The sequence below is a fragment of the Pseudanabaena sp. 'Roaring Creek' genome (assembly GCF_001402795.1).
GTDB lineage: Bacteria > Cyanobacteriota > Cyanobacteriia > Pseudanabaenales > Pseudanabaenaceae > Pseudanabaena.
In genome coordinates this window covers 1-20,086 of the sequence record NZ_LIRE01000250.1, presented here as the reverse complement: position 1 = coordinate 20,086, position 20,086 = coordinate 1, and the positions used below count along the sequence as shown (strand labels likewise).

Below are 20,086 nucleotides of genomic sequence, written 5' to 3'. Positions count from 1 at the left end.
AAACCCAAAAATCTACAAATGATTGAGGACTGCTATAGTTGGGGAAAAATTCGCCATAAAATAGGTTTCCTCCTAAACTATTTATATTTGAGATATCTAGATGCAACTCTCTTGAGGCGCTTTTCACTACGAAATTAACAGATGCCATAATCCCAACCAGTCAGTAATACCAATTTCCAAAATGGCATTGCCATTTTGGAAATCTCAAAATCTTACTGGGTTTGGTTTTTAATTCACTGAAGTGTTGGCTCACTTCGGTGAATTGGTATAAACCGATCAACAAACCGATCAACAAATCGATCAACAAACCGATCAGTAAAATTGATTAAATGCTAGGAATTGCTAGCCGACAACTCAAAAAACGATTTGATAATGGGAATTGCTGTATTCTTTATGAGTATAAGTTTGTCAGGGGTATGCTTTTAATAGCAAGCCTATCTTGCATATCTTGAAATAAAGTCAAAAAGTAAATTTTTCCGTCTTTGAAACAATAAAGCTCTATCTCATAGGACGTGTAGACGACGCATGGATACAGATAATCTAGCTGTTTATAGCCTTGTTGAACAGTTACGTGGCTATGGTCGCAAGCAGTTTACGGGCAAGCTGGAACTGCATAGTGTCAAAGATTACAAATGGAGTATCTACTATTGTCATGGTAGGTTAGTGTGGGCTACGGGTGGGGCTCATAGTCACCGCCGTTGGCGTAGACTGATGGGGCAGTATAAGCTACAGATAGACTTTAATAAAATTTCCTTTCGTACCGTTGAAGAGTTGAGACTCTGGGACTATCACGTACTAGTCATTTTAATGAAGAGGATGGTGATTACCCGCGAACAAATCACGCCAATTATTGAAGGTTTTGTTCAAGAAGTACTATTTGATATCATCCAATGTGCCGCTAACGATAAGATTACCTACTATTGTGATTTTGAAGATGAGCTAACTCCTGTCATCTCCCTGATCCATGCCGAACATGCGATCGAGTATGCCCGACAAGAGTGGCTGACATGGCGTAAAGCGGGAGTTGCCGATTTCTCCCCCAATCTTGCCCCTTGGATCAAAAGACCTGGACAGCTTAAGGAAGAAGCCTCGGATTTGACCTATAAAACCTTGATTACCATTCTCGATGGTAGGCGATCGCTACGGGAGTTATCGACATGGATGAAAAAGGATTTACTAACCCTCGTGCAATCGTTAATGGCTTATTATCACCGTGGTATGGTCGGGCTAGTGGAAGTTAGTGATATTCAATCGCCCATTGCTTCGCTTTCCCTCAATGAAGTAAACGAACCTGCCCAATTGCCTGATAAGAGCCATAGTAAACCGAAAAGAATAGAAATGATGTCAAGACCGCTGATCGCCTGTGTCGATGATAGCAATCAAGTATGTGCGACTATCGAACAGATTGTGAGAGGCTTCGGTTTTGGCTTCCTAGGAATTCGCGATTCTATTAACGTATTGCCTTTACTTGTGGAATATAAACCAGAGATGATTATTTTGGATTTAGTCATGCCAATCGTTGGTGGCTATGAACTCTGCGCTCAAATTCGGCGAATTCCAGATTTTAAGGACACGCCAATTCTCATTTTGACGAGTAATGATTCGTTAATCGATCGCTTTAGAGCGAAGCTGGTGGGAGCCACTTCATTTATCTCTAAAACTGCGGGTAACGATAAAATTGGCGAAGAAGTGAATAAGTATCTGCTAACTTCCAATCAAGAAATGAAGCAACTTGAGGAATAAAATTTAAATTAGAGGCTATGCCGCACGCTGTGCGGCATAACCTCTGAATTTTTGTGAGTTCGGGATAATTTTAAATTGGCTTTGAGAAAGGGTTTGCTACGCAAACCCTTTCTCAAAGCCCAAAAGCAAAAGCCTTGCTACGCAAGGCTTTTGCTTTTGGGCTTTTAAGATTTGCCAGTTTAACCCGAACTGATGTTAACTTAGTTCGCTTTGTAAGTAGGCAACTACGGCATCAATCTCAACTAAAGTCGCGACCTTGGTAGCTCGATTGACAATTTCCACTTTGCCATCGGCGATCGCTTTACCCGTGACTACTCGATAGGGAATACCAACGAGATCGGCATCCTTAAACTTTACGCCAGCCCGCTCGTCGCGATCGTCGAGTAAGACCTCTATACCCGCAGTCTTGAGGGCATCGTATAGCTTTTCGCCAACCTCCATTTGCTTGACATCGCCAATATTCGGTACGGTGACGATCGCATGATAGGGAGCGATCGCTTTGTTCCAGATAATGCCATCTTTGTCGTAGGACTGCTCGACCGCCGCTTGAGCGAGACGCGATACACCTAAGCCATAGCAACCCATGACGAGCGGCAATTCTTCGCCTTGTTCGTTGGTGTAAGTTGCCTTCATCGCCTTGGAATATTTGGTTCCCAATTGGAAGATATGCCCGACTTCGATGCCTCTGGCAGTTTGCAAGATTTGGGAAGGATCGTGAACAGCGCGATCGCCTGCTTTTGCCTTATCGAGATTTACAACGGCAGGCAAGGGGAAATCCTTGCCCCAATTTGCACCGACTACGTGATAGTCGGATTCATCCGCTCCCGTGACAAAGTTCTGTAGATCGGCAGCGGTGCGATCGGCTAAACGCAGCAATTTAGGGTTAACTCCCGAACTCTTATCAATATAGGAATCATCCAGACTTGGGGAAATGAAACCGAGCGGGAGTTTAGAATGCGCCCATTTTTGCTGAGATTCGGCATCGGCAACTTGGAGGTTGATAATGGCTTTACCACCGTAGTTACCTGCTAACTTGGTTAGCTCATTCTGCAACTTCACCTCATTGACATCGCGATCGCCGCGAATGCTGACTAGGACTAAAACCGTTGTGCCATTGTCATAGATGACTTGATAAAGAACTTGTTTGACTACTTGGGTGGGGTCGCATTTCAGCATTTTACCCACAGCCTCGATTGTGCCAGCTTTGGGAGTATGTACTTTTTCAAACTTGTCGAAATGCGAAGGAACTGCATCGGGGGGTAAAGATACAGCTTTTTCCACATTGGCAGCGTAGCTACCATCTTCGGTAAAGAGAATGTCATCTTCCCCAGCTTCGGCAAGAACCATGAATTCCTGCGAACCCGAACCGCCGATCGCTCCTGAGTCTGCCTCGACAGCACGGAATTTAAGACCGCAGCGATCGAACATCTTCCGATAGGCGCGATCCATGACGTAATAGGTTTCCTTGAGGCTCTCTTCGCTATCATGAAAAGAGTAGCCATCCTTCATGATGAATTCGCGACCGCGCATCAAGCCAAAACGAGGACGAATCTCATCGCGAAACTTGGTTTGGATTTGATATAAATGCTGGGGGAGTTGGCGATAGGAACGGATCGTATCCCTAGCGATCGCCGTAATAACTTCTTCATGGGTGGGACCTAAGCCAACTTCACGATTGGCGCGATCGGTGAGGGCAAACATGATCCCTTCGGCTTTGGTGTAGGTATCCCAACGTCCCGACTCTTGCCACAGTTCTGCTGGTTGTAGTTGCGTTAACAGGCATTCTTGCGCTCCCGTATCGTTCATCTCTTCGCGCACGATCGCCGAGATCTTTTGCAAAACGCGCCACATGAGTGGCAAGTACACATATAAGCCCGAACCTACGCGCCTGATGTAGCCCGCACGCAATAATAATTTGTGACTTGTGAGTTCTGCTTCGGCAGGGTCTTCACGCAGAGTGACCCAGAGCATTTGAGATAGACGCATATTGCTGGAGATGTTCGGTAGGGATGTTCGCTAGAAATTCGTTAATCTGTTAACGGTGATTCTGCCTGACGATCATATCAGGACTTGGGGCATTGGTGTTTAAGGCGGAGGCGATCTCCTAAAAATTCAGTATTATAACTACAGTCACTAGGTAAGGATGGGCGGCGCAAAGCGCCGCCCATCCTTAGCATAATATCCGCTTTACTTACAGTGCATTGCGCTCAAACCCAAACCAAGGAAATTCTTGAAAGCTTTGCGAAGCAACGCTTTCAAGAATTTCCTTGTGGTTCCTTTGATCGATAATTGCTATAAGAAACAATTTAGAAACAAGTTAGAACCAAGTCCGATCGCTAATTGCTGCTTGCATTTTGCTAATCACCTCATCAATGGCGATCGCGCCTAGTTCACCATGCTTACGGCTACGGATGCTGAGGGTTCCTGATTCGACTTCCTTCGCGCCGATGACTGCCATCACGGGGATTTTATCCATCTCGGCTTTGCGGATTTGCTTTGCCATGCGATCGCCGCTATGGTCTAGCTGCACGCGCAAGCCTGCGGTTCTCATTTGGGCAGCAACTTGCTCGGCATATTCCATTTGTCCATCAGAGACGGCAATCAATTTTGCTTGTACTGGCGCTAACCAGAGGGGGAAGTCACCCGCATAGTTCTCAATCAATACGCCAATGAAACGCTCGACGGAACCAAAAAGCGCACGGTGAATCATGATCGGTTGATGGCGCACACCGTCCTCACCGACATATTCCATCTTGAAGCGATCGGGCAAGTTGAAATCTAACTGAATCGTGGAACATTGCCAACGACGACCGATCGCATCTTCGATCTTGATATCGATCTTTGGCCCATAGAAAGCGCCGCCACCTTCATCAACCACATAGTCCCAGCCCTTGTGATTAAGTGCTTGCTTAAGAGCTTCCGTAGATTTCTCCCAGATCGCATCGGAACCGACATATTTTTCAGGACGGGTAGAGAGATTGATCTCATAATTCTCAAAACCAAAGGTGGAGAGAATCAATTCCGCAAGATTGAGAACGCCGAGGATTTCTGATTCGATTTGTTCTTCCGTACAGAAGATGTGAGCATCATCTTGGGTAAAGCCGCGTACACGCATCAAACCATGCATGGTGCCAGAGCGCTCATAACGGTATACCGTACCCAACTCAGCATAGCGAATCGGGAACTCTTTGTAGGAATGGAGCGTATCTTTGTAAATCAACACATGGAAGGGACAGTTCATCGGCTTTAGCTGATAAACCTGATGTTCCACTTCCATCGGCTGAAACATACTTTCGCGATAGAAGTCGTTATGCCCTGAGATCTTCCACAGGTCTAAATTTGCCATGTGAGGCGTGGTGACTGACTCGTAACCATTCTGAACGTGAGTTTCTTTCCAGAAGGTTTCGATGGTATTACGGATGATAGCCCCCTTGGGATGCCAGAATACCAAGCCACCACCAGCATCTTCTTGAATACTGAATAGTTGCAAATCTTTACCAATGGTGCGGTGATCGCGGCGTTTGGCTTCTTCGAGCATGGCATGATATGCCTGTAATTGTTCAGGGGTTTCCCATGCCGTGCCGTAAATCCGTTGCAGCATGGGATTTTTTTCATCGCCGCGCCAGTAGGCTCCTGCAATGCTTTCGAGGGCAAAGGCATCGGGATTAATATCGCCAGTAGCATCTAGGTGGGGGCCAGCACATAAATCCCACCAAGGCTGTTTTTCAAATTTCTCTGGATCGCCGATGAAATAGCGACTAATATTTTGCCCTTCAGGAATGGCAGCTAGCAACTCAATTTTGTAAGGCTCGTTAAGTTTCTCGATTTCGGTAAGCATCTCAGGACGGAGTAATTCCTGACGCACAAGGGGTTGATTCCACTTGATGATCCGCTTCATTTCCTTAGCGATCGCCTTTAAGTCACTGGGGGTAAAATGCTCTTTGCGATCGAAGTCGTAATAAAAGCCATTCTCAGTTGCAGGGCCGATAGTCACCTTAGCATCGGGATATAACTTTTGAACTGCCATCGCCATCACATGGGAGCAAGTGTGGCGAATCCGCGCTAGTTTTTCGGTATCGGCTTGCCGCAGAATATCACTAGGTTTAATATCGCTGGGCTTTACTGCAACTGCATCCATAACTTGATGTCGTGACCTTAATTTATTACAAGAGTTACAAAAATTTTACTTAGAGTTTACCATCTTAACTTTTTTATTGCATTAGAGGTTCAAATTAGCTCTGACTCCTGAAATTTCGCATTAATTGCACAACGAGCCGCTGCCGCAAATTCAGCACTATCCCAAATAGCTTTTTCTAGAATGTCCTCGGCTTCCTTTGCCAATTCTTGAAATTCTTGGTCATTCGGTCTTTGCTTAGCTAACAATAAAACTTGATTTAATCCCCTTAATGCTTGCAGCTTTTCGAGTCTTGCTTCTGGTAGCGCCCGATTGTTTAGTTTTAGCAAATCAATTGTTATTTGCCCTCTCTGATTGCCTTCAATCGCATAAGCAATCACTCCTCTAAAACCGATAAAATCTTCAGGATTTTCTTTGCCAAAATCAATAAATAAGGGTTGCTCCTGCTCAATTTTCTGTTTGTGGTTAGTAGCTCTCTCAAGTGGATTTTGTAATGGAAATAAGTTTTGTTTATGTCTTTGGTTGCAACCAGTACAAGCAAGATAGAGGTTTTCCCATTCATAAGCCAGCCAGTAGTAAGCTGGATATTTTAGAGATTCGCCAGTTGCTTGTTTATAGGCTTGTTTCGGGCGAAAATGTTCGACATCGCCATCAGTCCCAATTCGGCGTTCGCAAAAACAGCATTTTCGATGTTGTGCGTCCATTAGTGCTTGCTTGACGGTTTTATGGGCATAGATATTGTCATCAAATTTAATTTTTTTTGTTCCCGTTTCGTAGGCTGAGGGATTACGAGAATATGAGATGCAATGAGATCGTCGTTTTTGTTTACCATCTGTAGCGAGTTTTTCTGGTGGTGTTTTGGGTTTGCGAATCCGAATCACTCAGTTACCTCCACGCCAGATTTTTCTAATAACTTAGCAGCACGACGAATAATATCCATCGCTTTGATGTCGTCTGGAGTTTCGGCAGTTGGCAAAGCACCGATTTTTTCTTCCAATTCCTTCAATTTTGCTTTATCCGCTTTAGAGATCTTTGGTTTCGAGAGGATCTCTTGTCTTTCAGCTAACAATTTTTCAATTTGAGGCGGTCTTGCTGATGGAATTTCAAAAACACTGGTCAGGACTTGATCAACTCGCCAGTTGTCAATAATTTCTGGATTGTTATCAATCACTACGCGATCGCCTTCTCGTCGTAACAAGACAATATTTGCCTCCTGTGCGGCTTGAACTACGAGTGGACTATGGGCGGTAACAATAAATTGTGTGTTTGGGAAGCGATCGGTCAGAAATTGCATAATATCCCTTTGCCATTTTGGATGCATATGCAAGTCAATCTCATCAACTAAGACAATCGCTGGTTCAGCAAGCGGATCTTCGCTATCAGGATAACGTTTAAACAATCTCACTGCTAAATCGACCATCCAAGCGATCGTGGTTCGATATCCCAAGCCTAAGCTAGACAAACGCACCCAACCAAAAGGTGTTAGAAACTTCGCTATTGGACGTTCTATATCTTCATCTAATTCAATACGAATATCCTCTACATCTGGCAAGATGCTTTTTAGAACCTCGAAAATCTGGTTGTAGTGTTTCTCTCGGCGAACATGAGATGCAGCAGAATGAAGAAGACCCTTTTTAGATGGCGTAGCTTTAATAGCATAATCAGTTTGTAGCAGCCATTCTTCGGCATTAATCAGTGTGGCATTATCCGAAAAAAGACTTGCCGAATTGTCAGAAGATAAACTCTCACTTAGAAATGTTTTTCCCATTTTCCGAGTCGCTCCATAGCCATAGCAAGTTAAACCACATAGTTCTTTACGTTGTCCTTCTAGAGCATATCCCACCATAGATTTAAATGAATGTTCAATTGATTTTTCGCAACGATTTGATTTGATTTCTGAAAGACTATTACCACTAACGATTTTAGTGCGAATTACTGCTCTATTTGACCTTAATACTTCTAATTCCTGCAATGTTTCACTATCTTGATTTGCACTTAATCGAAAAGGAAAAGCAGCAATTGCGGAATTATCTAATATTAACTCCATTCGATTTAGGCAACGTAGAAGGGTTGTCTTTCCGACTCCGTTATTACCTAAAATAACTGTCCACTGTGCAGGATTGCCATTGCTATCGCAAAGCTTAAGCTCTTGCTTTCCTTTAAAGCAAAGGACATTTTCTACTTCCAACGACAGGAAATATGCAGGGGGGAGATCGCTGTTCGATGCCGTAGATTTTTTGCCACGGGTATATTTTTTTTGCTGGTTGGTCATGACTTTTGAGTGAGAAACCCGATGCGCGAGCTAACTATCTAGATATTGGTATCTTAACAGATGCACGATCTAGCAGAAAAATGATGGCTGACAAGGATGATTTAGCGCTAGGTTTACTTTCGCTGGGCTTTACTGCAATTGTCTTCTTAACTTGATGCCGTGATCTTTTGATCTTTTCTTTTGGTCTTTTTGATTTGCAATATAGCAAACTTAATTTTAGGAAGCCATTTTAACTTTATTTTGATAAGTATATGATTAAGGATGTAATTAGTACTTGTAGCAAGTACTGCTAAACACAAAAAACTATTTCCAATTGCTATGGTTAATTCTGATTCTGAGCAATTACCCGACTACTCAAACCAAATCATCACAGTACGTCCCGATCGCGAAACCTCCACATTGCAAAAGCTGCCCTATTTTGTGGGGATCTCTGGTGCTACGGCAGGAGCAAAGGGAATCTCGATGAATTTGGTGATTATTCCCGCAGGTGGTGCAGCCGAGCCACATTTTCATCGTGATTATGAGACTGCTATTTATTTGGTCAAGGGTCGCGTAGAAACTCGCTATGGTCAAGGGCTGAGTCAATCGGTAATTAATGAAGCTGGTGATTTCCTGTTTATTCCCGCAGGTGTCCCCCATCAACCTCATAATCTTAGTGATACCGAGCCAGCCCATGCGATCGTTTCCCGCAACGATCCTAACGAGCAAGAAAATGTCGTTCTTTACAATCCCAATCTTTACAATCCCAATATTGATTAGTTAAAACTTGAGTAGTTAAAAATGGATATTCATGCCTTAAGAGAAGATTATAAAAAAGGGGAACTAAGACGCAAGGATCTGGATGACGATCCCTTTAAACAATTTGAAAAATGGTTTCAGCAAGCTTGTAATGCTGAGTTGTTAGAACCCAACGCGATGACCCTATCGACAGTTTCCGCGCAAGGTCAGCCATTTATGCGGACAGTATTACTAAAATATTTTGATAGCGATGGATTAGTATTTTTTACCAATTATGAAAGTCGGAAAGCTCGTCAAATTGAGATAAATCCTAAAGTTTCAATTCTGTTTACTTGGTTGCCTCTCCAAAGGCAAGTACATATTACAGGAACAGCCGAAAAAGTGACTACAGCCGAATCATTAGCATATTTTACCTCTCGTCCTAGAGGTAGCCAATTGGGTGCTTGGAGCTCTCAGCAAAGCTCCGTAATTTCTTCTCGACAACTTTTGCTAATGCAATTTGAACAGATTAAACAAAAGTTTTTAGATGGAGAAATTCCTTTGCCTGATTTTTGGGGAGGATATCGGGTTGTTCCCGATAGCTTTGAGTTCTGGCAAGGTTGTACCAATCGCTTACACGATCGCTTTCTATATACTTCCCAAGAAGATCAATCATGGCAAATTCAGAGGCTCGCCCCATAAAGCATAGCTCCAATTAGTCCCACTTCAGGATTCAGCACGATATGAATGGGAATGTCTTCTAAAATAGGGCTGACTCTTCCTTTGGTTTTGAGAATCTGCAAAAACGTTCCGTCTTGGAGTAAAGGCAATATTTTGGGAGCAATGCCACCCGCAATATATAAGCCCCCATTCGGAATTAATTTCAAAGCTAAATTACCAACTTCGGCAGCATAAGCCTCTACAAACATTTGCATTGTCTGCGTGGCTAGGCGATCGATATTAGTCTCACTATTAACTCCACAATTAGCCAATGCAGCTTCAGCGATCGCCGATGCCGCGCCCGAATCCGTATCTCCCGATTCCCAGAGCCGAACTTTTTCGGCAATTTCTGCGGATTCAGGAGGGGCAGCGGCGCGATCGCGCAAAAACTGATAAATTGCCACAATTCCCGTTCCTGAAGCGACGCGCTCTATCGATACGCGATCGTGGCGCTTGAGTAGATATTGCAATAATTCAATTTCTAAGGCATTTCTGGGGGCAAAATCCGTATGTCCGCCCTCGGTGGGATACACCTCATAGCGATCGCCATTCCATGCCAAAAATGCTTCACCCAATCCTGTCCCCGCACCAATGACACCAATGGGGGCTTGGTTGGCAGTTTGCCCATCCTGCAATGTATGCAAATCATGGGGCTGTAATCCTAAAACACCATAGCCAACCGCCACAAAATCATTAATCAAACTCACGTTAGCAATATTAAATTCTTCGGCAAGGCGATCGCTATCAAAAGACCAACCGAGATTGGTTAACTGCGATCGGCGATCGCGGACGGGGCCAGCAATCCCAAAGCAAGCCGATGATAACGTTGGTTGATCGCCCAGATGATTTTGGGCGTTAGCAAGAAATTCTCTTAAAACATCCGAGAAACTAGCATAGCTAGCCCCCGCAAAACGCTTTTCAAACAGGATCGAAAATCCATCGGCATTTTTTTGGGCTAAACGTAAAAGGGTTTTAGTCCCACCAATATCACCCGCTAAAATCACTGTCATATTTAATTACCCTTGATTGCCGATCGCAAATTTATCTTGCCATCATTAATATAGTGTCGGTGCAAAGCACCGACACTATATTAATTGGGATTAATCCGCTCGATCGCAAATTTTGCGGCCGATGCAACTTGTGGATGGGGATCTTTAATTAGGTAGTTTAAGGCTGACAGACTCTTTTCACATTTTAAATGCCCCAAAGCCTCGGCTAATCTCTGTCTGGTCAACCAATCCTCAGACTGAGCAAATCGCAAAATTTGATCCACACAACGCAGATCGCCTACCTCACCTAAAGCCGCGATCGCCGCTTGATGCAGCATTGTTTCGTCGCTATCTAAGGCTTGAATTAAAGCATCGTAGGCGCGAATATCACCTAAATTTCCCAGAGATACGGCTGCGCTAAACCGCACCAGCCACTCCGTATCCTCATAAAAAGTCCTAAGCAAAGGTTCGACCGCCCGATTGTCCTGTAAATATCCCATCGCCCCTGCGGCATCAGCACGAATCCCATAATCATTTTCGGTTTCTAGAATTCTGGCTAATACTGGAAAACAATCCTCCGTATGCTTTAGTCCTAGGGCAAATACTGCCATCGAGCGGATTTGGAGGTTTTCATCGTCAATCACTTTCAAGATTAAAGGCACTGCTTCATCGGGCGATAGATCCCTCAGCGAAACTAAGGCGCGGAGGCGATCGCGGGAATTGTTACTATCTAGTTGGCGGGCAATGTCACTTAAATCTGGTAAATCTGGCGTTTGATCGGGTAAAGACATAAAAAGCTCAGGCTAAAAACTTAAGTATAGCGATCGCTACACTAAGGTTGGGATGGGTTTGCGCCTAGTCCTGACTAATACTAATCGCTTACTAACCGCTTATTTTTACGCGATTCGCAAGATAACCCGATGGGATGACCAAATATGTAAACTAGCTGTGTTATCTTGTAACTACGTTAATATCTTATGTAACTTAATCTAGTATTATCTACGGTAATAGACTAACATCTTTCAAATAGTTCTACCGACTACATAGACATCTAAATTATCTGCTAAAGTTAAGTTCGTAATATCGATAGCGTAAGGGTCGGAAGTTAACTTAGTTACATACTGACATATTACACAAATTAAAATTTACTCTCGTGAGGAGTGGAATGATGAAAAAAGTATCTTTGAATCTAGCTGGAAGCCTTGGTCTTTTGGGTGTTATTGGTGCTGTTGCAGCAACACCTGCCTTTGCTGAAACTGGCGTTTCTCAAGTTAGCCAAGCTATCAATAATGATCCAGTTGCTCAAAACGTAACTTCGGTATCTCAACTTAGCGATGTTAAGCCTACCGACTGGGCTTTCACCGCATTGCAGTCCTTGGTAGAGCGTTACGGTTGTATCGCTGGTTACCCTGATCGTACTTTCCGTGGTAAGCAAGCTACCAGCCGTTATGAGTTCGCCGCAGGTTTAAATGCTTGTTTAGACAAGATTAACGAAATTATCTCCGCAGGGCTTGCTGACAAGGTAAGCAAGGCTGATCTCGCTACCCTGCAAAAGCTTCAAGAAGAGTTTGCGGCTGAACTCGCTACCCTTCGCGGACGTGTAGACGCTCTTGACGCTAAGGTTGCTAAGCTCGAAGCTCAACAGTTCTCCACCACCACCAAGCTTTCGGGAAGTGCCATTTTCTCCGTACAGGGTGGCAGTGGAAATTCGGGCACTCCTAGCAATAGCAATATCTTCGTCTCTAGTCGGGTTCGCTTAGACCTGAACACCAGCTTCACAGGTAGCGACCTATTGAAAACCAGATTAGAAGTTGGTAACGGAACTCAGAGCATTCCTGGTGTATTTGGTGCTGGCTCGACCACTGGTACAAATGGTGTGAGCAGCAATATTGGTTTCCAAACCTACGGTCAAGACTATACAGGTTTGACAGGTGGTTCTAACTTCGTCCTTGCTAAACTGCGCTACGACTTTAACCTTGGCGATGCTCGCATCTCCCTAGGTCCAGTGATGCATGCTTACGATCACATCGATACCAACAGCTACGCTAATGATGAATCCGCAGACTTTGCATCCACTTTCTTCATCAACAACCCTCTAATGGTTTTGGTGAATGGTCAAACAGGTGGAGCTGGTGCTGCGATTGACTGGAACATCGGTAAGAGTTCTTTCACCGCCCGCGCCCTTTACTTAGCTGGTAACGGAGCCCAAGCTGCTACCAATGGTGTTACCAATGGTGGTCTATTCGGCGATGCCTATCAATTAACTGGCGAACTTGAATTTGCTCCTAAGAATGCTAATGGTGACAAGCCTTTCGCCATCAAGTTGCAGTATACCAATGGTGCTGTCAACAATGCTAACGTCAATGCTGCTGGTGTAAACCTAGAGTGGAAGTTCACTAAGGGTATTGCTATATTTGGTCGTTATGGCTTTGGTACCATTGATAACCGTGGTATTGGTGCTACTACCGCAGCTTACACCCGTACTCTGTTCACTGGTACAAATACCACCACCGCAGGTAACCTCAGCCCTCAAACTTGGATGGCTGGGCTTGCATTCCCTGACTTGTTCAAGGAAGGTGCAATGGCAGCGATCGCTGTTGGTCAGCCTTTCATTGACAGCAATGTTGGCAACGCAAGTCAAACCAACTTGGAAGCTTTCTACAACTTCCCTGTAACCAACAATATTCGCATCACTCCTGATGTTCAATTCATCTTCAATCCTAACAACACATCTGGCGCTACCATTTTTGTTGGTACTTTGAGAACTGTATTCTCGTTCTAGTATCGGTTTGAATAAATAAAAAAGGGGGACGTTATACGTCCCCCTTTTTTATAGCTGGAAAACCCAAAACCAAAGACATATTTGAAAGCATTGCGAAGCAACGCTTTCAAATATGTCTTTGTAGTTAGTTCGATAATTGCTGTATGTTTTAGGCAAACCTTACATTGCTATAGATATCAAATTTCATATTAAGGGCTGCGGATATCGCAGCCCTTAATTTTATTGAATACCCAGAAGGGCTTTTGCCATTGGAAAGTAGGTTGACCATATCTTCGGGTCAGGACGACTCGCCCAATCGCGGCGGGACACGATCATTTGGAGAATAATTGCTGCTTGATCTTGATTGAGATTTTGCGCGGTAACCTTAACCGATACATCAGAAACCAAAACTTCGCGGTCAAAGGTACGTTGAGCTGCCGATCGCGCTAGTATTTCGGCTTTGCGGGTCATCACAGTAAAACCCTCATCTTGATTCACTAGTAGGCGAATATCTACCTCGCGACGCTCTGCAAACCCAGCACCAGCGATCACCATCGTTGATAAAGTTGCGATCGCTGATAGCAGTAAGTAGTTAGTGAATCTAAGTAATGGCGGAGCCATAGAACAAGTCGGAGAAACATGCGATTTGTTTTTCATAGTCATCTTCGCCAGAAACTCACAAAAAATTATAGAAAAATCGCCAAGATATTAGCAAAAAACTGGGAAAGATGTGTGCTATTGTCTGCTAACAAATTTGGCTTTAGAGTGTAGCTCATTTAGGAGCCTATTTGCCTATCAATTTTGTCAACAAATTTTGGTAGTTATTTAAATTACCCTAAGCTGTCATTATGGAGGTCTTGTAGGGGGTGTTATGTCAAAAGTACTGATTAATAGTTTGATTGATGAAATCAATACATTGCTTAGCCGACCAGTGCGCTCGGTGTCTAAAAAAGCATCCCCAGATACGATCCATCAGAGAGAGGAGCTAAAACAGTTGCGATCGCATCTTGAGGGCTTAACCGATGACTCGCTACTGGGTAATTTGGAGCAGCAATATCAGGCTTTAGTAACGCGCCTACAGGGGCAAACACAGTCAAGTGAGTTAACTAACCGTGACGGGAATGGAGAGCTGTACGGGCTTGATGGTATAAATATCCAAGAAGATGGCACAGGAAAATTTAAAACAGATAAACTAGAGACATCGTCACCCCTATTAGTTAGCCCAGTAGTTAGCAACCTATTTGGCACTGAATCTAACTTGACAAAGGAGAATAGCATAATGACGAATGGTACACCTGAGTCCAATTCATTTGTCAACGATCGACTGATTGCTTCGCTTCAGCAAGCAATTCAGCAGACATTGCAACAAGTTGTCAAAGAGTCAGTCCAACAAGCAGTTAGTCAAACGCTCGCAGTAGAGAGAGCGCTGATGGTGGGTGAAATATCCGCTAACTTAAATAAAATTGTCGAATCTCAACAGCGATCGCAAATAAGTCAAGAATTAATAACCTTAAATCAACAAAAGCAAAAACTTAATGCTGAAATTTCGCAGTTAGAAGCCGATCGCGTAACTTGGATGCGACAGTTTCAAGAATTTCAAGCTACACAGCAAGAAGCATTGGATCGGTCTCTGCAATCGGTTGATAATTACGTGCGAGATCAGATTTCTGATTCTCTACAGCAAACAATGCAGCAAACAATGGCAACAACTGTTGCAGAAAGTGTTAATCAGACCCTTTCCCAAAGCCTTCAAAATAATTTAGCTAATCTATCTGCGGTGGTACCAGTTAATCCCGTCTCAGAAACCCCACCCGCAGAATTTGTCAACAGGGTGCAGGAGCAAACCGATCGCTTCCTGATGCATCTTGATGAAATGTTTAATACTACTTTTCGTTCCTTAGAACAGGAAATCCAAGGATATCAAACATCGATCTCTGCCAAACTTGGGCATATGGAAACCCTCGAGCAGAAGGGAGAAGCTTTAATTAATGCGTTAGTCGAGCGGATTGGGCAACAGTCAGATCAAGTACCACAGGGCTCCGATCGAGAACTTCATGAAGTGGATATATTGCCCGAACTGCCCGACGATATTCCCGCCCGATACCTTGAAACTTTTTCCGAACCTGCTGATGAAAATTTGATCGATGCTTTATTAGCGGGAGATAAGTTTGGCGAAAAGATCCCCGAGCCTTCCGCCGAAAAACTTAGTGAACTTAGTGAACTTAGTGAATTTAATGAACTTGGTGAAAAATTTAGTGAGCCCTTTGCCGCTTCAAACTCTGAAATTGCCTTACTGGACATGGCAATTTCTGGTGATGGGGACAGCGCTCTGGGCTCATTAACGCCAGAGCTAGATTTAGACTTGCCTGCGCAAACTACCCAATCTTCAATTCCTACATCTGAAGATCGGGTTGTAGATACTTCAGAGACGATGCTTGGCTCGGAAGTTTTTGAACTGGAAAGTATCTTAGGAGCTTCATCGGATACTTTATTTGAGCAACCAGTTCAACTAGCTTCTGACGAGCAGACTGCTACGGATCTAGCCCCTGATCCCTTAATCGATCTAGCTGGTTTTGGCACAAGTATTATTCTCGATCCTCAAAGTGCGATCGCCGCCCGTGAGTTGAATCCTGATTTTGATGTGGAAGCGGCTACCCAACTTGTAGAGACCTTCGACATACCGCGATCGGCAATAGCAAAAGAAGGTGAAGAGCATGATTTTGAGTTACTAGCTTTAAATTTTTCCGCGAATGACGCGAATGATAAAGATGTAGTTAGCGATTCTGGCGAATTAATTGACAATCCCGAACTGCTGCAATGGTTAGAGGAAACGAATAAACGTCCTGTATTAACTAACCTCGTCGATGTGTCTGCGGATGAGGATTTATTATCTTGGTTGGGTAATGAAGCTATTGACATGGCAAAATTGCCAGTTCAGTCCAAATCGAACGAGCTTAATGATTCACTGGCTGAAATAGAAATTTTCAATGATTCCCCAATTAATTCGATTACTTCGGAAATCAATTTAGATGCTATCAGAAAAGATAGTGTAGATAGTCACATCGACGCGAAAATCGAACAGTTCTTTAGTAATTCTGGCAACGATCACGCCGATGATTCTGATGAATCGCTGATTTTGCTTACCAATAAAGGTAACGATATTTCGGAATTTGGTGAATGGGAAGACTCATTGGTCAATGAACTAAGTTCCGATCTGGCTCAACTTAATGCGGGGGGAGTGGATCCATTAATTGCGGCTAATCTCGATCAGTTTATTCGTAATACGCCTTATTCCTTGACGAATTGGGAAGCTGCGGAATCTCAATCCTATCCCACTATCATTGAGGTTTCTGCTAATGATTCGAGTGAGCCTGTTCCATCTCAACTAGCAAATACATCAAAGGAGTCTTTGGAAGTACCTTTAATTATCGAAAATCCAAATACTTTATTTATTGATAGCTTTGCGAATTCCTTTGCCGATCGCACCGATGAACAGTCGGAAATTGTTGTAGATATTGCTGATTTGCAGTTATCGCCATTTGCATCGCCATTTGCATCACCATTGACGACGGCATCGAATGAGATTCCTGAGATCTTTGATAATCCTGATTCACTTTTTGAGACAACTGCTGGAGATGAGTCCCCATCAACTGCGCCTAAGTCTGTGCCAAAGGTTGAGGATGATATGGATGCAATTTTTGCGGAAGTAATTGCCGAAAATGCCGCTAAATACAACCAATCTAAGCCCTTTACCATTAGTGACGAGCTTGATGAGTTATTTGTGCAATCGGCATCCGAAAACACGAATTTTGCAACTAATAACAATACCTATAGCAATAACTACGCCAACGATCTCAACACTGATCTCAACCTAGATCTCGGCAAAGATCTCAGTAACGATCTCGGCATAGATCTCAGTAACGATCTCAGCAATAATCTCAACCTAGATCATCAAAGCGAGCTTGATACCCTTCTATTTGGTTTCGATGCTGCAAATGACGATCTAGAGGAAAACGATACCACCATGCAGGTAATCCCACGGGAGGGCTATAGCAAGCTTGATGCTGGGGCAGCAACCATCCAAGAGCCGATTAGTCCTTTTGTGTCAAGGGATGTCGAAGAAGAGTTGGATACAATTTTGCAAAGCTTTGTACAGGAAGACTCAATAGTCTCGCTGGACGATGCAGATATGACTAAATTTGCTGTGCCTGAGGAGATCTTAACGGTACTAGAAGAGCCTACGGCAGATGTGACTAAATTTGCGGTAGCTGAGGAGATTTTAACAGTACTAGAAGCGCCGCCTATGAACTCTTCTCAGACCGAGGCGGAAGAGGATGATTGGACTGCAGCGCTCGATCAGATCGAGTCTAACCTCCTATCTAAGACCTCAGGTAGCAGCAAAGCTGAAAATATTCCTAAAGATAATATTCCTAAAGATAATATTGCAAAAGATAATATTGCATCGGAACCTTTTGAATTGTCTGCTGATGAGTTTTTCGCTTCTTTGGAAAACGAAAAACTGAATAACCTTGCCGATACTAATGAGAAAAAACTCTCACCCGAACCTGCAAATGTAGGGGCTGCTGAAGATCTCTCCGATTTTATGAATTTGGAGAATGAATTTGAGGAAGCTGAGGAAGACTTCTTGCTTAATGAGTTCGCCGATTCTCAGCATGATGCCCATACTCCCGTCGCCGATAGCGAATGGGATAATTTATTAAAGGATTTAAATTCCTTTAACTTTGCTCAACCGTTAATTGATGAACGTCGCGAACAACTGGGTTTGTCATCGGTAGCACCCATTACGGATACGAGCGAAAATGTTTTCGATATTGATTCCTTGGTATTGGAATCAAAAAGTAAAGCCCTAATTCCCACGCCACCTGAGAAGGAGGTCTATAGTCTGGATGATACTTGGATTTTAGGTGTGGATTTCGGTAGTACCGCCATAAGGGCGAGTTTGCTCAATGCGAGTACTGGTCGTTTATATCCCCTGTACTTAGATGATGCTGAGGAGATGCTATGCCAACTGGTGTGGGCAGACGATCGCAGTTTAGACGATCCGATCGCTAAGGAACTGCGGGTTCTGACTAAGCGATCGCATCTTGCTGGCTTAGAAAATGGGGAAGTTGCGATCGGGCATTTCAAACAGTTTCTCAAATTAGGTTTGCCCTATCGTGGCGTGAGTGCTTGGCAACCAATCATTCAATGGTCTATATCGAATCAGAACAGCTTGCGGTGGTTTGTCGCCGCACTTAAAAATCTACTGGAGCAGATCCAAACTCGCGCCAATCATCCCAAACTGCCTGATGTGGGGTTGATTTTATTAAAGCTAAGCAGTGTGGTCTTTGGCTATCCTACTAACTGGTCAGATACTTATATTCTCAATGTCCGCGAAGCCATTTTGAAAGCAAAATTAGTCAATCATGCGGAACAGGTGATGGCAGTGGAACAGGCGATCGCGCCAGTTTTGTCTCTAGTCCACGATCAGAAGATATCTGAGGAAGTAACGCTACTGATCGATGCAGGGGCAATTACGACCAGTCTCTGTCTGGCTAAAGGGCTTACTGATGCTAAGGATCGCTCGAAGTTACATGTTCGCAGTCTTGACTATGCAGGAATTAGTATTAGTCAAGATATTGTCGTGCAGTTGTTCTATCCCCATTGGTTGTTAATTACCAATCCTAATCGCCATCTCTGTAATTTCGATCGCTTGAGTTTGCCAGAGGTTGGTGCTTCGGCTATATCGCAACGGGTTCTCCTTCAGCAATATCTTTTGAGCTCGGATATTGGTCGCAAAATGCTAGAACTAGCCGATCGCATCAAGTCAACATTTGGTGGCGATGTTGGTGTTGATGAATGGAACGAGGAGCTAATGGGGCAACCGATAGTTGTCTTGCGTCGTGAATTGGAAAATTTAATTTTGCAACCATTTATTCAACGACTCAATCGAGAACTGAATGCAATTCTCAGTAATGCGGGAATTTTGGGAGAAGATGTCCGTCAAGTGTTGCTATTAGGAAGTACGATGAATATTCCTTTGCTATCACGGTGGCTGGCGCAAAAACTACCTAATGCCAGTATTGACCCCCTAGCGACTTCTGTGGTGGCAAATGGTTTAGCGGTTTCACCCCTTTATCCCCACCTCCAAGACATTGCGCGTCAGCAATATTCCGATTACTTCCTGTTACAGGAAATCTGCCGCCTTAACCTCACGCAATCAGTTAATCCCACTCAGCTACTTCAGCAGCTACAAATACGCGGAATTAATATCAAAGTCTGCCGCGATCGCATTTTAAGTATTTTGCAGGGCGATCTACCTGAAGGTTTGTTCCCTTGGCAAGAGTCCGAAAATGCAGTGATTTTGGAAGATCCTACGCTCAGCAGTGAATTATTTGCAGGTCGGTTGTTTGAACTGGAAACTGATGGTACTTATCAACCCAATGTGGTCAAATTTCAGCAGTTACGGGTCTATTTACAAGCCATTATTGGCAATATGAGTCAGACCTTAAATGAGCCTCTAGTTTTTCCTGAAATCAAGACTATGGCGATTGCAAAGTGAACTACAGGGATGGGCAGCGCTTTGCGCCGCCCACCCTTATATAGCTGTCGCTAAGTGTACTAGGACATAAAACCCAAGAATTATAGATAATTTAAATAAAAACTACAGCTTCGACTTCGCTCAGCTAGCTTACACCGAGGGCTGAGCGAAGTCGAAGCCCGTCTACAAGTTATTTAAAACAACTATA

Annotated in this window: 12 protein-coding genes; 5 read left to right on the top strand and 7 right to left on the bottom strand. The window is 43.8% G+C overall.

The window, feature by feature from the left end:
- Window positions 1–525: 525 nt before the first annotated feature.
- A complete protein-coding gene (locus AC805_RS08765; RefSeq protein WP_009625670.1) occupies window positions 526–1,743 on the top strand; it encodes a response regulator in 1,218 nt (405 codons plus the stop codon).
- Window positions 1,744–1,938: 195 nt separating this feature from the next.
- On the opposite strand, the gene AC805_RS08760 is transcribed toward AC805_RS08765, so the two are convergent.
- From AC805_RS08760 to AC805_RS08745, 4 genes are all read right to left on the bottom strand, one after another.
- A complete protein-coding gene (locus AC805_RS08760; RefSeq protein WP_055075074.1) occupies window positions 1,939–3,729 on the bottom strand; it encodes a proline--tRNA ligase in 1,791 nt (596 codons plus the stop codon).
- A gap of 331 nt (window positions 3,730–4,060) precedes the next feature.
- The gene (gene thrS, locus AC805_RS08755; protein WP_055075073.1) at window positions 4,061–5,881 is read right to left on the bottom strand and encodes a threonine--tRNA ligase; all 1,821 of its coding nucleotides are present in this window, start codon (window positions 5,879–5,881) and stop codon (window positions 4,061–4,063) included.
- 89 nt (window positions 5,882–5,970) lie between these two features.
- Entirely contained in the window at window positions 5,971–6,759 is a 789-nt protein-coding gene (locus AC805_RS08750; protein ID WP_055075072.1) for a hypothetical protein, read from the bottom strand.
- Window positions 6,756–8,150 carry an AAA family ATPase gene (locus tag AC805_RS08745; protein ID WP_055075071.1) on the bottom strand — a complete coding sequence of 465 codons (1,395 nt, stop codon included), beginning with the start codon at window positions 8,148–8,150 and terminating at the stop codon, window positions 6,756–6,758. Before AC805_RS08745 ends, AC805_RS08750 begins: the two co-directional genes overlap by 4 nt.
- Window positions 8,151–8,468: 318 nt before the next feature.
- Here AC805_RS08745 and AC805_RS08740 point away from each other — a divergent pair, with 318 nt between their 5' ends.
- Window positions 8,469–8,909 carry a cupin domain-containing protein gene (locus AC805_RS08740; RefSeq protein ID WP_055075070.1) on the top strand — a complete coding sequence of 147 codons (441 nt, stop codon included), beginning with the start codon at window positions 8,469–8,471 and terminating at the stop codon, window positions 8,907–8,909.
- Between the two features lie 21 nt (window positions 8,910–8,930).
- Window positions 8,931–9,569 (top strand): pyridoxamine 5'-phosphate oxidase, encoded by a 639-nt coding sequence (gene pdxH, locus AC805_RS08735; protein ID WP_055075069.1) that lies wholly within the window; start codon window positions 8,931–8,933, stop codon window positions 9,567–9,569.
- Here pdxH and AC805_RS08730 read toward each other — a convergent pair.
- Both AC805_RS08730 and AC805_RS08725 read right to left on the bottom strand, forming a co-directional pair.
- Entirely contained in the window at window positions 9,551–10,597 is a 1,047-nt protein-coding gene (locus tag AC805_RS08730; protein WP_055075068.1) for a glucokinase, read from the bottom strand. The two genes, pdxH and AC805_RS08730, sit on opposite strands and share 19 nt — an antisense overlap.
- 80 nt (window positions 10,598–10,677) lie before the next feature.
- Window positions 10,678–11,367 (bottom strand): HEAT repeat domain-containing protein, encoded by a 690-nt coding sequence (locus AC805_RS08725; protein ID WP_055075067.1) that lies wholly within the window; start codon window positions 11,365–11,367, stop codon window positions 10,678–10,680.
- Window positions 11,368–11,744: 377 nt separating this feature from the next.
- Here AC805_RS08725 and AC805_RS08720 point away from each other — a divergent pair, with 377 nt between their 5' ends.
- Complete coding sequence (locus tag AC805_RS08720) at window positions 11,745–13,358, top strand: iron uptake porin (RefSeq protein WP_055075066.1); 1,614 nt, start codon at window positions 11,745–11,747, stop codon at window positions 13,356–13,358.
- Window positions 13,359–13,577: 219 nt separating this feature from the next.
- Here the strand turns inward: AC805_RS08720 and AC805_RS08715 are convergent, their stop codons facing one another.
- Window positions 13,578–13,994 carry a hypothetical protein gene (locus tag AC805_RS08715; protein WP_231662522.1) on the bottom strand — a complete coding sequence of 139 codons (417 nt, stop codon included), beginning with the start codon at window positions 13,992–13,994 and terminating at the stop codon, window positions 13,578–13,580.
- Between the two features lie 214 nt (window positions 13,995–14,208).
- Between AC805_RS08715 and AC805_RS08710 the strand changes: the two genes are divergently transcribed.
- Window positions 14,209–19,899: a hypothetical protein gene (locus tag AC805_RS08710; protein WP_055075064.1), complete on the top strand. Its 5,691-nt coding sequence runs from the start codon at window positions 14,209–14,211 to the stop codon at window positions 19,897–19,899.
- Window positions 19,900–20,086 lie beyond the last annotated feature (187 nt).

Coding starts and splice junctions, on each gene's coding strand:
- AC805_RS08765 (WP_009625670.1), top strand. CDS start 526: ATGGATACAGATAATCTAGCTGTTTATAGCCTTGTTGAACAGTTACGT.
- AC805_RS08760 (WP_055075074.1), bottom strand. CDS start 3,729: ATGCGTCTATCTCAAATGCTCTGGGTCACTCTGCGTGAAGACCCTGCC.
- thrS (WP_055075073.1), bottom strand. CDS start 5,881: ATGGATGCAGTTGCAGTAAAGCCCAGCGATATTAAACCTAGTGATATT.
- AC805_RS08745 (WP_055075071.1), bottom strand. CDS start 8,150: ATGACCAACCAGCAAAAAAAATATACCCGTGGCAAAAAATCTACGGCA.
- AC805_RS08740 (WP_055075070.1), top strand. CDS start 8,469: ATGGTTAATTCTGATTCTGAGCAATTACCCGACTACTCAAACCAAATC.
- pdxH (WP_055075069.1), top strand. CDS start 8,931: ATGGATATTCATGCCTTAAGAGAAGATTATAAAAAAGGGGAACTAAGA.
- AC805_RS08730 (WP_055075068.1), bottom strand. CDS start 10,597: ATGACAGTGATTTTAGCGGGTGATATTGGTGGGACTAAAACCCTTTTA.
- AC805_RS08725 (WP_055075067.1), bottom strand. CDS start 11,367: ATGTCTTTACCCGATCAAACGCCAGATTTACCAGATTTAAGTGACATT.
- AC805_RS08720 (WP_055075066.1), top strand. CDS start 11,745: ATGAAAAAAGTATCTTTGAATCTAGCTGGAAGCCTTGGTCTTTTGGGT.
- AC805_RS08715 (WP_231662522.1), bottom strand. CDS start 13,994: ATGAAAAACAAATCGCATGTTTCTCCGACTTGTTCTATGGCTCCGCCA.
- AC805_RS08710 (WP_055075064.1), top strand. CDS start 14,209: ATGTCAAAAGTACTGATTAATAGTTTGATTGATGAAATCAATACATTG.